Annotated in this window: 11 protein-coding genes; 3 read left to right on the plus strand and 8 right to left on the minus strand. The window is 65.6% G+C overall.

Translation table 11 applies throughout. The annotated features are described in order from the left end of the window. Positions 1-7: 7 nt before the first annotated feature. A complete protein-coding gene (locus ACUXST_RS02515; RefSeq protein WP_458388369.1) occupies positions 8-1,789 on the plus strand; it encodes an IlvD/Edd family dehydratase in 1,782 nt (593 codons plus the stop codon). On the opposite strand, the gene ACUXST_RS02520 is transcribed toward ACUXST_RS02515, so the two are convergent. The 5 genes from ACUXST_RS02520 to ACUXST_RS02540 are packed head-to-tail and all read right to left on the minus strand — an operon-like array spanning position 1,783 to position 7,885. Further along, positions 1,783-3,702, minus strand: coding sequence for a sialate O-acetylesterase (locus tag ACUXST_RS02520; RefSeq protein WP_458388370.1), 1,920 nt, complete (start codon positions 3,700-3,702; stop codon positions 1,783-1,785). The two genes, ACUXST_RS02515 and ACUXST_RS02520, sit on opposite strands and share 7 nt — an antisense overlap. Beyond that, entirely contained in the window at positions 3,681-4,556 is an 876-nt protein-coding gene (locus ACUXST_RS02525) for an SMP-30/gluconolactonase/LRE family protein (RefSeq protein ID WP_458388371.1), read from the minus strand. The genes ACUXST_RS02520 and ACUXST_RS02525 overlap by 22 nt, the downstream gene beginning before the upstream one ends. Position 4,557: 1 nt before the next feature. After that, positions 4,558-5,325, minus strand: a complete 768-nt coding sequence (locus ACUXST_RS02530; RefSeq protein WP_458388998.1) for an SDR family NAD(P)-dependent oxidoreductase — start codon at positions 5,323-5,325, stop codon at positions 4,558-4,560. Continuing rightward, positions 5,322-6,758 (minus strand): aldehyde dehydrogenase family protein, encoded by a 1,437-nt coding sequence (locus ACUXST_RS02535; protein WP_458388372.1) that lies wholly within the window; start codon positions 6,756-6,758, stop codon positions 5,322-5,324. Before ACUXST_RS02535 ends, ACUXST_RS02530 begins: the two co-directional genes overlap by 4 nt. Continuing rightward, entirely contained in the window at positions 6,755-7,885 is a 1,131-nt protein-coding gene (locus ACUXST_RS02540; RefSeq protein WP_458388373.1) for a fumarylacetoacetate hydrolase family protein, read from the minus strand. The genes ACUXST_RS02535 and ACUXST_RS02540 overlap by 4 nt, the downstream gene beginning before the upstream one ends. Before the next feature lie 132 nt (positions 7,886-8,017). Between ACUXST_RS02540 and ACUXST_RS02545 the strand changes: the two genes are divergently transcribed. Beyond that, positions 8,018-10,291, plus strand: coding sequence for a beta-glucosidase (locus ACUXST_RS02545; protein WP_458388374.1), 2,274 nt, complete (start codon positions 8,018-8,020; stop codon positions 10,289-10,291). On the opposite strand, the gene ACUXST_RS02550 is transcribed toward ACUXST_RS02545, so the two are convergent. The 3 genes from ACUXST_RS02550 to ACUXST_RS02560 are packed head-to-tail and all read right to left on the minus strand — an operon-like array spanning position 10,215 to position 15,301. Next, positions 10,215-11,237 carry a Gfo/Idh/MocA family oxidoreductase gene (locus ACUXST_RS02550; protein WP_458388375.1) on the minus strand — a complete coding sequence of 341 codons (1,023 nt, stop codon included), beginning with the start codon at positions 11,235-11,237 and terminating at the stop codon, positions 10,215-10,217. The genes ACUXST_RS02545 and ACUXST_RS02550 overlap by 77 nt on opposite strands. Next, the gene (locus tag ACUXST_RS02555; RefSeq protein WP_458388376.1) at positions 11,230-12,816 is read right to left on the minus strand and encodes an MFS transporter; all 1,587 of its coding nucleotides are present in this window, start codon (positions 12,814-12,816) and stop codon (positions 11,230-11,232) included. Before ACUXST_RS02555 ends, ACUXST_RS02550 begins: the two co-directional genes overlap by 8 nt. Before the next feature lie 22 nt (positions 12,817-12,838). Beyond that, positions 12,839-15,301: a glycoside hydrolase family 3 protein gene (locus ACUXST_RS02560; protein WP_458388377.1), complete on the minus strand. Its 2,463-nt coding sequence runs from the start codon at positions 15,299-15,301 to the stop codon at positions 12,839-12,841. A 101-nt stretch (positions 15,302-15,402) separates the two neighbouring features. Here ACUXST_RS02560 and ACUXST_RS02565 point away from each other — a divergent pair, with 101 nt between their 5' ends. Beyond that, positions 15,403-16,494: a glycoside hydrolase family 5 protein gene (locus ACUXST_RS02565; RefSeq protein WP_458388378.1), complete on the plus strand. Its 1,092-nt coding sequence runs from the start codon at positions 15,403-15,405 to the stop codon at positions 16,492-16,494. The last annotated feature ends 137 nt before the right edge of the window (positions 16,495-16,631 follow it).

Raw genomic sequence — 16,631 nt, forward strand, 5'->3', positions numbered from 1 at the left:
GGTTGCGATGACCGAACGAACACCGGTTCGCCCATTCCGGTCGCGCGAGTGGTTCGACGCGCCGGACCGCCCGGACATGACGGCGCTCTACCTAGAGCGCTACATGAACGACGCCTTCACTCGCGAGGAGTTGCGCTGCGGCAAGCCGATCATCGGCATCTCGCAGTCGGGTTCCGATCTGGTCCCGTGCAACCGGGTGCACGTGAAGCTGGTCGACCGCGTCAAGGCTGGCATTCGCGATGCTGGGGGGATTCCGATGGAATTCCCGATGCACCCGATCTTCGAGAACTGCCGTCGGCCCACCGCCGCGCTTGACCGCAACCTGGCGTACCTCGGCCTGGTGGAAGTCCTGAACGGCTATCCGATCGACGCCGTTGTCCTGACCACCGGCTGCGACAAGACGACGCCTGCGTCGATCATGGCTGCGGCGACGGTTGATATCCCGGCGCTGACGCTGAATGGCGGCCCGATGCTCGACGGCTGGCACGATGGCGAGCTGGTCGGATCGGGAACGGTGATCTGGCGGTCGCGGCGGCTGCTCGGCGCGGGCAAGATCGACGAGGAAGAGTTCATCCGCCGGGCGAGCGATTCCGCGCCATCGCTTGGCCATTGCAATACGATGGGTACGGCCTCGACGATGAACTCGATCAGCGAGGCGCTCGGCATGTCACTGCCGGGACAGGCGATGATCCCGGCGCCTTACCGCGAACGCGCTCACCTTGCCTACGAGACGGGCAGGCGCATCGTCGAGATGGCCTATGAGGACCTCCGCCCGTCGAAGATCCTGACCCGCGAGGCGTTCCTCAATGCGATCCGCCTGAATGCGGCGATCGGCGGGTCGACCAACGCCCAGCCCCACATCGTCGCGATGGCGCGCCACGCGGGTGTCGAAATCTCGACACGCGACTGGATCGACTACGGGTACGATGTGCCGCTGCTCGTCAACATGCAGCCGGCCGGCAAGTATTTGAGCGAGCGCTTTCACCGCGCCGGCGGCGTTCCCGCCGTGATGTGGGAATTGCTGCAGGCCGGGAAGCTGGACGGCAGTGCGCTGACCTGCACCGGCCGCACCCAAGCCGAGAACCTGGAGGGCCGTGAGACGACAGACCGCGAGGTGATCTTCGCCTACTCGGCACCGCTGAAAGAGCGGGCGGGATTTCTTGTGCTGTCCGGCAACCTGTTCGACTTCGCGATCATGAAGACGAGCGTGATCTCGGACGAGTTTCGCGAGCGCTATCTGTCGCGGCCAGGTCACGATGGCGTATTCGAAGCACGCGCGATCGTGTTCGACGGTTCGGACGATTACCACCATAGGATCAATGATCCGTCGCTTAACGTCGACGAGAATTGCATCTTGGTGATCCGCGGGTCGGGCCCGCTCGGATGGCCAGGGTCGGCGGAAGTGGTGAACATGCAGCCGCCGGACGCGCTGCTGCAGCGCGGCGTCACGAGCCTGCCGACGCTCGGGGACGGACGGCAGTCGGGCACTTCCGACAGCCCTTCGATCCTCAATGCGTCGCCGGAGAGTGCGGCGGGGGGCGGTCTCGCCTGGCTGCGCACCGGCGACATGATTCGGATCGATCTCGACGAAGGCAGGTGCGACGCGCTGGTCGAGCCCGACGAGATCGCGCGCCGTAACGGCGACGCTCCGCCCGCCGTGCCCGCGAGCAACACGCCCTGGGAAGAGATCTACCGCGAGAAAACGGGGCAGCTCGCCGAGGGCGGCGTGCTCGAGTTCGCCGTGAAGTATCGCGGGACCTCAGCGAAGGTCCCGCGCCACAATCACTGAACCGGCAGCTCGAACACCGGAGCGGGCATCAGGTCCGCGTCGTAGAGGTTGACGATCGGATAACCTGACCAGGCGTATCGGACGCGCGAGACCGGCTTGCCGTCTGACGCGATCACGAGCGTAGGCCCGTTCGCCCGTGCTTGCGCGTATCGGCACGTGCCGCCTGCAGGCCCGCAAAGCTCGACGGCGTTCGCGGTCGCGCCGCTCAGGGTCTGCAGCGGCTTGGTGAAGTGGACCACGACGTCATTGCCCTGGCGCGTGGCCCTAACGGGGAGGAGGCCAACCGTCCCTTGAGAACCCGGATAGGCCAGGCTTCGGCCCGCCAGCCCCATGCGGCGGCCGACTTCCTGTTTGTCGGCCGGGTGAATGTCGTCCGGCTCACCGAGATCGATTGCACTGATGAGCGCAGTGCGTGGATCGCGCTGAACGGCGAGACGCTGCTCATTGATGAGCGCTGCCCAGCCGCTTTCAGTTGGAGCAGACGTCCGCTTGCCCCAGCCAGCAAGGCCGACGATCAGGAACGGCAGCTTGGGATCGCGAAACTGCGTCCGCCAATTGTTTATCCACGCCGCCAGGCGCTGGTCGTACCCCGGCTGCCCGACATCCGCTTCGCCCTGGTACCAGGCGACACCTTTCAGTTGCAGGCTGCCGAGTGGCGCGACCATGGCGTTGTAGATCGTCGATACGCCCGACGAGTTGCCCCATGCCGGCACGGGAGGGGAGCCGACAGCCCCGTCGATGCGGACGTACTTCCAGCCCGTGTCGAGCGGTTGCGCGTGACCGTCGGCAAAGGCGATCTGGAGTGCGCTCGCGGGTCCCATCATCCCGCCCGGGCCCCAGAGGTCTCGCACATAGGAGACGATCGTGTTGGACCCGGCGTGAAGTACTCCGGGGCCGATCTTGTAGTTGCGCGGCGACATCGGATCGCTGCTGCCGCCGACGGCCACGCCGTTTACGAAAGTCTCGTCGACGTCGTCGATGACACCGAGCGACAAGGTCGCAGGCTGGGCGGCTTCTGCCGCGGACAAGGTAACCTGCCGCCGCGCCCAGACGGCACCGTCGAAGGTTGGCCAGTCACCGCCCCAGTCGTTCCAGTTGCCGATGCTCGGCACCGGCTTCCACGCGAGCCGTTCACTTGCATTCCACGGCTCGGCGCCGGGCTGCTGTCCGGTTCTCGATCGCCACCACTGGCCCCACTCGCCGCCGAACCGGCGGACGGCCTCGGGCTCGTTGGTTCGGAACAGATCGATCAGGTCGGCAGGCCCGGCGCTGCCGCTGGAGCGCGCTGCGGCTTCGCCCATCCAGGCACGGATTGGCGTTCCGCCCCAGCTATCGTCGATGGCGCCGATCGGCACCTTCTGCGTCTTCCGGAAGTCACGCGCCATGAAGGTGCAGGCGGCAGAGAATTCCTTTGCCGTATCGGGAGTGGAGCGCTGCCACGCCGGCGCCTTGGAGAAGGCGACCTGCGGGCTGTTGGACAACTGCTTGTCGACCTTCATCAGGCGCAGGTCCTTGTCGGTCGCGGCCTGAACCTCGCCGTCGCCGTTGAGCGCCCGGCGAAGCGGGTATTCCATGTTGGACTGACCCGAGCACAGCCACACATCGCCGAGCATGATGTCGTCCGCAGTTACGCTTCCGCCTGCCGAACTGGTGATGCGCAAAGTATATGGGCCGCCTGCAGATCGTGCGGGGAAGGCTGCTTGCCAGCGTCCTGACGCGTCCGCCGTCGCCATGCGGGTAGCGCCCGCGAACGCGATCGTCAGCCGCTCTCCCGCAGCGGCAGTTCCGGTCAGCAAGATCGGCTTGCCGCGCTGGATGACCGCGTGGCTTCCGAACTGCGGGTCGATGCTCGGCGTCGCCGCCGCGCCCGACGCCAGCAATGCGGTCAGGATCAGAGCTGAACGAGCGGACATGGAACCCCCGGAACGTCGACGCGAAACTGGAACAACGAACCGATCAGCGGCTGGCGATCGATCGTTTCAGGACTGAGCATCTGGCGGGCGGTCGTTGCAAAAACGGTGCGCAGGTCGTCGCCACCGAACGCAATCTTGGTGATGTTGGCCACTGGGAAACGGATCGTGTCCAGCAGGTCGCCGATCGGCGAATAGCGGCGAACTTCCCAGCCGTTGTAGAGCGAGATCCACACGCAGCCTTCGGCATCGATGGTCGGGCCGTCCGGGTGGCCGTCCTCCTCGGCAATCGTAACGAAGGACCGCCGCTCGCCGAGCGTGCCGTCTTCCCGGATCTCCGCCGCCTCGATCGTACCGGCGAGCGTATCGACGAAGTAGAGGAGGCGTCCGTCCGGCGAGATTGCCGGGCCATTGGTGATCGCGATATCGCCCAGACCGCTCGGAGACAGCTCGCCGCGATGGAAGCTGTAGAAGGCGCCGCTCTTCGAGGTCTCGCTGTTGTCCATCGTGCCAAACCAGAGGCGCCCTGCGGGATCGACGACGCCGTCGTTCAGGCGATTGTTCGGAAGCTCCGGCTCGACTTCGACGATGCGCTCGAACGCACCCGTGCTCTCGTCGAAACCGTAGAGTCCCGACTGGAGCCCCGCAACGAAGCCGCCCCCTTGCGCAGGAAGAACGAAGCCGACCTGCTCTGGTGCTTCGAAGGAGCGGCGATTGCCGTCCTGCGGGTCGAAGCGGTGGATGTGGTGCTTCTTGATGTCTACGAACCAGAGCGCCCGATCACGCTCCACCCAAACCGGTCCCTCGCCGAGCTCGGCTTCGAGTTCCCAGACCGGCGCCGGTTCCCTGTCGCTCATGTCAGCGCCACCCCGCATCGACGAAATATTCGTGTCCCGTGATCAGGCGAGCGTCTCCGGAAGCCAGGAACAGCACCAGCGCGGCAACGTCTTCGGGCACCAGCCGGCCCTTCAGCGCCTGAGCGTTGACGATCTCGGCTTCGCCTTCGGGCGTGTACCATTTGAGCTGTCGCGGGGTTCGGACGTTGCCCGGCACGACGCAGGTCACGCGGATGTTGTCGCCGCCGAGATCGCGGGCAAGCGCGCGTGTCAGCCCTTCGATCGCCGCCTTGCAGGTCTGGTAAAGAACCAACTCGGGCAGCGCGAGGTGCCAGCTGATCGAACCGAGGTTGACGATTGCACCTCCGCCCTTGGCCCGCATGCCCGGCGCGACGGCCTGCGCACAGAAGAACTGGTGTTTTAGATTCACGCTGAGCCGGTCGTCCCAATAGGTTTCCGTAACCTGGTCGACCTCGTGGCGATCATCGTTTGCCGCATTGTTGACGAGCACATCGAACGCGCCGCCGTCGCTGGCGAGATCGGCCATCGCACGCTGTGTTGCGCCCACGTCCTTGAGGTCGACACACAGGAACTTGGCGCCGGTACGCTCGGCAACCTCCCGGGAATCCTCTTCGCAGATGTCGAAGAAGCAGACGTCCGCCTGTTGAGCAGCAAACGCGTCGACGATTCCCGCGCCGATGCCGGATCCGCCACCCGTGACCAGCACCCGTTTGCCGCGCAGGCTGGGATAGATCGCGCGGCTGTCGTTGTTCTCAGGCAATATACTCAGCCCCCGATGTAGACGGTCTTCGTCTGCGTGTAGAATTCGACCGCCGCGAAGCCCTGTTCGCGGGCGCCGTAACTCGACTTGCGCGTGCCGCCGAACGGCACGTGATAGTCGACGCCGGCGGTCGGCAGGTTGATCATCACCATGCCGGCACGAATGTTGCGGCGGAAGTGTCGCGCGTGGTGCAGCGAGTTGGTGACGATGCCTGCGGAAAGGCCGAACTGGCCACGGTTGGCAATCGCCAGCGCTTCCTCATAGTCGCGCACCTTCACGGTGCTTGCGACAGGGCCGAACACTTCTTCGCAGTTGATGCGCTGGTCGGGATTGGTGTCGGCGATGACGATCGGCGCCATGTAGTAGCCGCGGGTGCCGAGCTTCAGTGGCTCTTCACCCGTTATGATCCTTCCGCCTTCATCGCGAGCGATGCCGACGTAGCGCAGGTTCTGCTCGAGCTGCTGTTCGCTGACGGCGGGGCCAATCTGCGTTTGCGGGTCCAGTGCGTCGCCGACACGCAACGAGCGCGCCTTTTCAGCAAGCGCCTCAACGAACCGGTCGTGAATGCCTTCGGTGACGATGATGCGCGACGAAGCGGTGCAGCGCTGGCCAGTGGCAAAGAATGCGCCATCGATCGCGCACGTGACAGCCCGGTCGATGTCGGCGTCGTCGAGGACGACGAGCGGGTTCTTGCCGCCCATCTCCAGCTGCACGCGCGCCTGGCGCTTGGCCGCTCCCTCGGCGACCAGCGCGCCGACCTTCTGTGAGCCGGTGAACGAGATGCCGTCGATCCCCGGATGGTTGACGATGGCATTGCCGGTATCGCCCTCACCGAAGACGAGATTGAAGACGCCGGCAGGAGCGCCGGCTTCCTGGAGGATCTCGGCGAAAGCGTGCGCGATGGCGGGCGTCTGGGGGGCAGGCTTGAGCACTACGGTATTGCCGAATGCGAGTGCCGGAGCAGCCTTCCAGGCCGGAATGGCGATCGGGAAGTTCCAGGGGGCGATGAGGCCGAACACACCGACCGCCTCGCGATAGGTCTGCGCGTCGAGACCGGGGCGCGTCGAATCCAGTGTCTGCCCGTGACGGCGAAGCGCTTCACCGGCGAAATACTTGCAGATACGTGCCGCCCGCATGACCTCGCCCGTGCCCTCGGACAGGGTCTTGCCTTCCTCGCGAGACAGCAGCGTGCCAAGCTCCTTGGCGCGGCTCATGATCAGCGAGCCGGCCTTGTCGAGAACATCGGACCGCACTTCGGGCGACGCTTCCGACCAGCCGGGGAAAGCGTGCCGCGCAGCGTCTACCGCCGAGTTGACCTCGGCTCCGCTGGCGCTCGGATAGCTCGCAACGACGTCCTCTAGGTTCGAAGGGTTCAGGCTCTCGCCCGTGGCGGGGCCGGAAACGGCCTCGCCGTTGATCAGATGGGTCAGTGTTTCGGTCACGGGAAAGCCTTTTGTTTCTGCGCGTCGGACAGCAGTCCGCGGGAAGCGAGATTTTGCATCAGGGCGCGAACGCCGAACGTCCACGGGCGTGCGTCACGCGACGTGGTGACGGAATTGACGAGAACGCCGATCCGGGGGGTCGAGATGCGCACTTCGTCGCCGATCTTGTGCGTGAAGCCGCGTCCACGTTCGTCGCGGTCTTCGGTCGGGGCGAAGAGGGTACCAAGAAACAGCGCGAACCCGTCGGGATAATGATGTTCGCTCATCGCCTGACGGACGAGTTCGGCAGGCTCGCGGCTGATCTCGCTCATCCGGCTTTGCCCGCGCAGCGTGAACTGGTCGGTGCCGCTGATTTCCAGCTCGACGACCGCCGAGCTGACGTCGTCAAGCGTGAACTGATCGTCGAACAAGCGGATGAACGGCCCAATCGCACACGACGCGTTGTTGTCCTTGGCCTTGCTAAGCAGCAGCGCGCTCCGTCCTTCGAAATCGCGCAGGTTGACGTCGTTACCGAGCGTCGCGCCGCGGATGTCACCACGGCTGTTGCAGACGAGCACGACCTCGGGCTCCGGATTGTTCCAGCTCGAGTCCGACCTGATGCCGATTTGAGCGCCCCAGCCGACGCTCGCGAGCGGAGCCGTCTTCGTGAAAATCTCCGCGTCTGGGCCGATCGCGACTTCCAGGTACTGCGACCACAGACCGTCTTCGATCAGCGCTTCCTTCAGGCGCGCCGCCGGTTCACTCCCCGGTACGACGGAGCGGATCGCGCCGCCAATGCGCTGTTCGAGCTTGTCGCGGATTGCCGCCGCCTCGCGGTAGTCGCCACGAGCGCGCTCTTCGATGACCCGCTCGATCGCGGAAATGGCGAATGTCACGCCAGCGGCCTTGACGGCTTGAATGTCGACGGGAGCGAGGAAGCGCTCCGGCGCAAGCGAGAAGAGTTCCTGGACTGCAAACAGCCGTTCGCCCGCTATGGAGCCGACATCGCTTTCCATGAGGTCCGCGACGGTTGGTGCGGCACGCGAGACATCCTCGACGAACCCGCCGCGGATGAGCACCGGAGTCGGTCCGTCCTCGAGTTGCAGTCGGCCCGCGAGGGTCGCACTTGCGACATCGGCAGGAAGCATGGCAGCGGTGAATTGCATTAGCGCCGAACGGGATCCGTGGTGGCTTTTGGTAGCGCTACCAATCGGCCCGGCGGCACGCTAGAGTCAAGCTTCGCCGCGCCTGACGAGGCGCGAGCCAGGGGAGAGAAGAGCATGATCAACAAGTCGCGCTGGTGTGCGCTGACGGCAACCATGGCTATCGCGATCGCCGCGCCGGTCGCCATCAATGCGGCGCCGTCGCGCCCGTGGATGAACACCGCACTCAGCGCGGACCAACGCGCACAGCTCGCCGTCAGAGCGATGACTCGCGCGGAAAAAATGGAGCTGGTGTTCGGCTATTTCGGCACCGACAATCCGGGCAAGAATTTCAAGGCGCCTGCCGAAGCGATCCAGGGCACCGCCGGCTACATACCCGGTATCCCGCGGCTCGGCATCCCGGCGCAATGGCAGACGGATGCTGGAGTCGGCGTTGCGACTCAGGGCGGCGCCAAGATAAAGCCGCCGCACACCTCACTGCCGTCGGGCATCGCGACGGCTGCGACCTGGAACCCGGACATCGCGTTCGCAGGCGGCCGCATGATCGGTTCGGAAGCGCGCGCGTCAGGATTCAATGTTCAGCTCGCGGGCGGCGTCAATCTGCTGCGCGACCCGCGCAACGGCCGCAACTTCGAATATGGCGGTGAAGACCCGTTGCTTGCGGGCACCATCGTCGGTTCGGAGATCGCCGGAATACAGTCGAACAGCATCATCTCGACTACGAAACATTACGCGATCAACGATCTCGAGACCGGGCGGAATTACCATGATGCGCAGATCGATCCTGCGGCTGCCCGCATGTCAGACTTGCTCGCGTTCCAGTTCGCCATCGAGCGCGGCAATCCCGGCTCGGTGATGTGCTCTTACAATCGCATCAACGGCAGCTACGCTTGCGAGAACTCGTGGCTGCTCAACGACGTGCTGAAAGGCGATTTCGGCTATCGCGGTTACGTGATGTCTGACTGGGGTGCGGTTCACAGCACTGAGGCGAGCGCGAACAACGGCCTCGACCAGCAGTCCGGCTATCCGTTCGACGACAAGCCCTACTTCGGGAAGCCGCTCGGCGACGCGATCGCCGCCGGGCGTGTTCCGGCACGTCGATTGAACGATATGGCGACCCGCATCGTGCGGTCGATGTTCGCTCACGGTGTCGTGGACAATCCGGTCAATTCCGGAACGATCGACAGGGCTGCCAACGCCGCCGTCAGCCGGGCCGATGCCGAGCAGGCTGCGGTTCTTCTTAAGAACGAGCGTGCCTTGCTGCCGCTGTCGCCAGCAACCCGGCGCATCGTCGTCATCGGGTCGCATGCCGACCGTGGCGTGCTGTCGGGCGGAGGGTCGTCGCAGGTCTACCCCGAAGGGGAGAATGCGGTTCCGGGCATCGCGCCGACCAGCTGGCCAGGGCCGGTGGTCTATTTCCCGTCTTCGCCCCTAAAGGCCATACAGGCACTTGCGCCGCAGGCGAGCATCACATTCGTCGACGGTGCCGATCCGGCCGCAGCTGCTCGTGCTGCAGCGTCGGCGGATGTTGCGCTGGTGTTCCTCAACCAGTGGACCAGCGAGTCGATCGACGCTCCGGTGGTTCTGCCGGACAACCAGGACGCGCTGGTCACCGCCGTCGCTGGAGCCAACCCGAACACCGTTGCCGTTCTCGAGACGGGCGGGCCGGTGCTGATGCCATGGGCTTCGCGCGTGCCGGCGATCGTGGAGGCGTGGTACCCCGGCTCCGCGGGCGGTGAGGCGATCGCCAACGTCCTGTTCGGTCGGGTCAATCCGTCAGGGCGCCTGCCGGCGACGTTCGCGATGGACGAGAGCCAGCTGCCCCGCGCGGTCCGTCCTGGCACCGGCCTCGCCGACGGGCAGATGTTCTCGATCAACTATTCGGAGGGTGCGCGGGTTGGCTACAAGTGGTTCGACGCCAAGGGACTGCAGCCGCTGTTCCCGTTCGGCCACGGGCTGTCCTACACCAGCTTCGGCTATGGTCCGGTCAGCGCGACCGCCAATGCGGACGGCAGCGTGACTGCGCAGTTCAGTGTCCAGAATACCGGCAAGCGCCAGGGCATGGACGTCCCGCAGGTCTATGTCGCGGCTCCGGCAGGCGTCTTCGAAGCGCCCAAGAGGCTCGGTGCTTTCCAGAAGGTCGACCTGGCACCCGGTGCCACCAGGAACGTGAGCGTGACCATCGACCCGCGGCTTCTCGCGACGTTCGACCAGGCGGCGCATGCGTGGCGCATTGCGCCCGGCACCTACCAGATCCTGCTTGGTGCATCGTCGCGGGACATCCGGCAGACCGCGTCGATCAACGTGGCGGGGCTTACCCTGCCGGCGAACTGGCGGCCGGGACAGGCAGACGCTGTCCCAGCTCCGAGCTCCGGCGAGCGAGGTCGATAAGCATCAGCCCGTTGCGGGCGTCGGCGGGATCGACTGGCACGGGCATGCCGTCGAGGATGGCCGACGCCACCGCATCGTAGAAATCGGGATAGCGGCCGCGCTCGGTCGCAACGCCGGTCCGCGTACCGTCCCGCCCGGTAAAGGTGCCCGGCCGTTCGTCGACGCCGAAGGTCGCGGCGAGCGGATCGAGCCCAGTCTTCAGCTGTGCTTCCTGTACGTCGATGCCGTACTTCACGAAGCTGCCGCCGCTGCCGTGCACCGCGAAGCGGGCGCGGGGCTCGGCTGCCATGGTCGAGCAGCGCAGGCACACTCGCATGCGGTCGTAATGCAGCGTCAGGTCGAAATAGTCGTCGACGCGGGCATCGGCGCGTTGGGCGATCACATCGCCCCGCACTGAGTCAGGCAGCCCGAAGATCTGCAGTGCATGGTCGATGAGGTGCGGTCCAAGGTCTGCGAAGACCCCGCCGCCCGGCTCCGCAAGTTCGCGCCAACCCTGTTTGATCGCGGGGCGGAAGCGGTCCCAGTTTGCCTCGAACAGGTAGATGTCGCCGAGCCGCGGAAGGAGCGTCCGAACGGTCAGGAAGTCGCCATCGAGCCGCCGATTGTGGAACACCGTTAGAACCCGCTGCTTCTCATGCGCCAGTGCGATGAGGGCATCAGCTTCGTCGAGCGTAACCGTGAACGGCTTGTCGACGACGACGTGCTTCCCCGCCGCAAGGGCGGCGCTTGCGATGGGGAAGTGGGTCTGGTTCGGGGAAGCGATGACGATCAGGTCGGAGCGCTCGAGCAACTCGTCTGTGGAGCCCACGCGTTCCGGCACCTCTCGCGAGGTTTGGATGGCGCTCAACTCCATCCGCGAGCAGGCGCGGATGAGCGGCGCGTGGAAGGTAGCGCCCGCAAGCCCGTAGCCGACCAGACCGACGCGGATCATCCCAACGTCAGGCACCGGTTGCAGCGAAGGTGTGGCCGTCGGGATCAAGATCGCGCAAATCGCGCCCGCGAGTTTCCTTGCCGAACAGAGCAATCATCAGCAGCGCAGCGGCCGTCGGCACCATGATGATCAGGGATACGAGCGCGAGCGGCGGCACGAGGGCCAGGACGGCAAGCAGCTGCGCGAACATTCCGCCGGCCTTGCTGCACGCGGCAACCGTTCCCGTCGTGCGCCCGCGAATACGCAACGGGAAGCTCTCCGCCGTGTAGGGGAGCAGCATGGCGATCAGCGCATTCGTGCCCACGATCAGCAGCGCCACGGGAAGGACGGGGCTGCCGCGGCCGGTGAACTCGAGCTGCAGGACGCCGAGCAGCCCTGCCAGCGTGACGGCGATGGCTCCCGCCACCGACCATTTCGAACTCCAGCGGCTGTAAGCGAAGGCAACGACGAAGATGGTGGGGAAAGCGATCAGCGCGGACTCGGCGAGCAGCTTGCTCGATACCGCCATGCTGTAGCCCTTCGCCACGAGATCGGCGGGCAGCCACAGTAGCAGGCCGAAGTTGATCAGCCCGTAGCAAGTTGCCGCGAGGCTCAGAGCTAGTAACTTGCCGAGGAAGGCGCGGCCGGTCAGCGCAACCGCCGGTCCGCGGGCAAGCGCCACGGCTTCGGCGGGGCGGGTGCGCCGGGCGCTGGATCCGAACCTCTCCATGACGCGGCGGGCTTCATCGCGACGCCCGCGCGCGAGCAGGAACTTGGCCGACTCAGGGATCAGCCCGCCGAGCAGCACGAGCGTCAGCCCGGTAGGCAGGTTGAGCAGCCAGAGAATCCGCCAGCTGAAAACCGGCTGGAGAAGCGCCGACAATCCGCTCGCCGCGAAATAGCCGCCGACAGCCCCGAGGCCACCCACCAGGACAAGGCTCCAGCCGCGATGCCGGCTCGGCATCATCTCGGCCAGGAGCGCATAGGTGACCGGCAGCATTCCGCCGGCGGCAGCGCCCATCATGAAGCACATGCCGATATTCCAGGCGAGTGAAGGCATTGCCCCGCAGATCGACGTCCCGACGAACATCACCGCTGACAGCAGGATCGACGCTTTCCGTCCGTAAATGTCCGCGATGGCGCCCCACGCGACGGACCCCACCACCGTGCCGATGAGTGCGAAGAAGGGCACCATCGACACCGTCGACTTTGCCGCATGATATTCGCTCGACATGCCCGGGATCGTGAAGCCGAGGCTCGCCGGCTTCATGACATCGATCACCAGCGCGACCACAAGGACGAGCATCAGCGTCCAGTGCGCCCGTGTCAGCGGCGCGTCCTCGGGCGGCGAAACGACGATGTCCTGGGAGGCCGAGATCTGTTCCGAGACATTCTTCGGCAGCAGCCCATAGGCGGCGATTGCCACCCCAAGGATGATGACGACCATGCCGACGTACATGTCGACGCCCATCGGCATTCCGTAGAGCCGGTAGTCAGTCATCCGGCCCATCAGGAACATCGGCAGGTGCAGGACGACGCCGGCAGTTACGGCAAGCACCCCGAGGACGAACGCCCACAGGCCGCGCCGGTCCGCGAAGGTGCTCGTGGTGATCATCGGCGCCCTTTAGCAGCCGTCATCACGCTCCGCACTGGCCTTGCGGAACGTTCGCGCTGAGCACCCGCACATCGGAAATGCTCATCGTCATCCGTCCCGCCGTTGCAATTGTAAGCGGAGCGGACAGCTTGGTCATGTCCGCACCGGCCTTGGCGAAGCAGTCGAGGGGAATGGTCATGGTCGTCCATTGTCCGACACTGCCCGAACGGAGCAGCCCGGCGATCGGCACGGTCGCGCCGCAGCTGGCACCGCATGAGACGCCGAGCGTCACCGGCGCCGTAGGTGGGGTGTCCAGTCGGTAGTCGATGACCATGCTGAGCTGGCCCGTTGCTTCGCGGGATAGGTCGAGTGCCGGGCTGGCGGTGATTGCCGCCGTTGCCGTGCCGGTTCCGGGCCAGCTGATCTGCCGCGAGTCTTCCTGCGCGCGTCGGTCCACGCCCTTGATCTGGCCACCGTTTGCGCCCTGGAACGCCAAGCTCCAGCCCTGTGGCACCGATCCTCTGCCGAACAGGACACCTTCCGGAAGGCCGCCGCCTTTTGGGCGCTCCTCGGAAAGCTGCGGCACTTCGCCCGGCTGTCCGTAGCGAAGGCCGTGGCCGAACGCGAAGAGCGGGTCGTAATCGGCGTCACCGACATTCAGCGCCGTCTGGTCCGCGCGCTTGGGCCAGCTGTAGCTGAGCTTCCCCCGGAAATCGTTGGCGATCCCGCCGGTGGGCTTGCGGAAGATCACGTCGGCGATGCCGCCGCCTTCGCCGCCCGGCAGGAAGGCCGCAATGAAGGCGTCCGAAGCATTGAGCTCCGGATTGACCCACATCGGCCGCCCAGAGAGGAAGATGGACACGGTCGGAATGCCTGCTGCCTTCAGCCGGCGCAGCAGCTCCAAATCTTTCTTGTCGGCGGGGCTGAACTCAAGGCTGCGCGGGCGATCGCCGACGAACTCCGCATACGGGTCCTCGCCGAAGACCACGACCGCGACGTCCGGTTTGCCCGAGAACGTGCCGTCCGCGCTCAGCGTCGCATTGCCTCCACCAGCGTTGACCGCCTCCTTGATGCCGCTCCAGATTGACTGGGCGTGCGGGAAGTCGGCGTTTGTGAGGCCGGTGCCTTGCCAGGTGATGGTCCATCCGCCCGACTGCTTGGAGATGTTGTCGGCGCCGTCGCCGGCGACGAGCACATTCGCTTTTCGCGAGAGCGGGAGCAGCTGCTTGCTGTTCTTCAAGAGGACGAGGGATTCGCGCACTGCCTGGCGGGCAACAGCCCGATGCGCGGCCGCGCCGAGCAGGTTGAACTTGCCGGCGAACGGCCGGGCCGATGGTGCGGCCTTCTCGAACATGTGGGCGCGCAGCTTGACGCGGAGGATGCGCCGCACGGCATCGTCCAGGCGGCTCATCGGAATCGTGCCTGATTTCGCCTCCGCCAGAGTGCTCGCGTAGAGGCCTTTCCAGCTGTCCGGAGCCATGAACATGTCGAGGCCCGCGTTGATGGACGCCGGGCAGTCGGTGTTGGTGCAGGTCGGCACCTGGCCATGCGCATTCCAGTCGCCGACCACCAGGCCATCGAAATGCATGTCCTGCTTGAGCGCCCCGGTCAGCAGGTCGCGATTGCCGTGCATCCGCTCACCGTGAACACTCGAGAACGAGGCCATGACTGCCTGCGCACCCGCTTCGATGGCCGGTGGGTAGCCCGCCCCGTGGATGTCGCGCAGCTGAACCGGTGTCGACGGGTTGTCGCCCTGGTCCTTGCCACCCGCAGTGCCGCCGTCGCCGACGAAGTGCTTGGCTGTCGCAATGACATGGCCTGCGCCAAGGAACGACTTGCTCCCGGCTCGGCCCTGAAGGCCCTCGACCATCTTGCCGGCGTAGAGCCGGGTGACGGAGGGGTCTTCCGAGAAGCCTTCGTAGGTCCTCCCCCAACGATCATCGCGAACAACGGCGAGGGTAGGGGAGAAGTCCCAGTCGAACCCCGTCACCGCCATTTCCTTGGCGGTCACTGCGCCGATGCGCCGGATCAGATCGGGGTCGCGCGCCGCGCCAAGTCCGATGTTCTGCGGGAAGATCGTCGCGCCGACGATGTTGGCGTGGCCGTGGACCGCGTCGATGCCGTAGATGAGCGGGATCTTGTCTCCGTGCCAATCCGCGGCTCGCGCCGCCGTCCAGAACGCATCAGCCTGACGCAGCCAATCGGCCGCAGGTGCCTTTTCGTTGCCGCCCGGCGAGCTGTTGCCGCCGGCCAGGATCGAGCCCAGCTTGTACTTGCGGACTTCGTCGGGGGTGACCGCGGAGATGTCCGCCTGGACGACCTGCCCGACCTTCTCCTCGAGCGACATGCCCTTGAGGATTCGCGTGATCCGCGCTTCGATCTTCGGATCCCTGGCGACCCGGCTGTGCACCGAAGGCCAATGCACCGGCGCCGCGCTCGGCGGAGCCGCAACGGCCACGCCGGTGAATAGGGCAGCGGCAATGGCTGCCGATCCGAATTTGCGCATGAATCTCCCCTCGAAGCTTGACGCGAGGCTAGATGATAACGCTATCAACCGACAAGCACGGCTTGGAATGACAGGGGATGCATATGCGTGTTTTGCGTTGGTTGAGCGCTTTGATCCTTCCGGCGCTGGCAAGCTGCGCCGCAGTCCCTGCGGCGATGACCGCCGCGCAGGTCGCATCTGCGGTTGCGCCCGTGGCGACAGCGATGGCTCCGCAAGCGCCAGCAGCGGCAGTTCCTCCGGCCGCGCCGGCGACCTCAACTTCGGCGATTGCCCTGCAAGCGTCGGACCAGCCTTTCCGCCGCGGTGTCAACGTGCTCGGCTACGACCCCTATTGGAGCGACGTGAGCAAGCGCCGCTTCCAGTGGAAGCACTTTGACGAGATCCACCGCGCCGGCTTCGACTTCGTGCGCGTAAATCTGCAGGCGTTCAAGTATATGGATGCCCAGAACCGGCTCGATCCCGCGTGGCTCGCCAAGCTGGACGACGTGGTCCGCGAAGCGCAGCGCGCCGGGCTCGGCGTGATCATCGACGAGCATGACTTCGACGTCTGCTCGAACGATCTCACCCTCTGCCGTCAGAAGCTGCCTGCCTTCTGGCAGCAGGTTGCGCCGCGCTTCGCCAACGCTCCACGCACCGTCGCCTTCGAGCTGTTGAACGAACCGCACGCCAAGCTCGATGCCGCCAACTGGAACAGTGTGTTCGCTGAGTTGCTGGCGGTCGTCCGGCAGAGCAATCCCACGCGGATCGTCGTGGTCGGCCCGACGAGCTGGAACAGCTTCAAGGAGCTGCCGACGCTGCAACTGCCGCAGGATGCGAACCTGCTGGTCACGTTCCACTATTACGAGCCGTTCCACTTTACGCACCAGGGCGCGTCCTGGGCAGGGGACGTCAAGGATCTCCACGGGATCACTTGGGGAAGCGATGCGGACCGCGCGGCGGTCGCGAAGGACTTCGACCAGGTCGGCGCCTGGTCGCGCGCCAACAACCGCCCAATTCTGCTCGGTGAGTTCGGCGCCTACGAGAAGAGCGGCACGCCCGAGAACCTCCGCGTCGCCTACACCGCCGCAGTCCGTAGCGAGGCGGAACGCCACGCGTTCGGCTGGGGTTATTGGCAGTTCGAAGGCGACTTCATCGTCTGGGACATGGCGCGCCAGCGCTGGGTCGACCCGATCCTGAAGGCGCTGATCCCGTGAAGGGAATGGTGGACGCACTAGGGCTCGAACCTAGGACCCGCTGATTAAGAGACAGAAAAGAGTGCGTCCGGACCGATCCGGAATCGTCCGTAAAGCTTGCAATTCCAAAGGTCTCGTGTCCATCGTCATCCGGTCGC

The organism is Sphingomonas sp. F9_3S_D5_B_2, assembly GCF_054263715.1.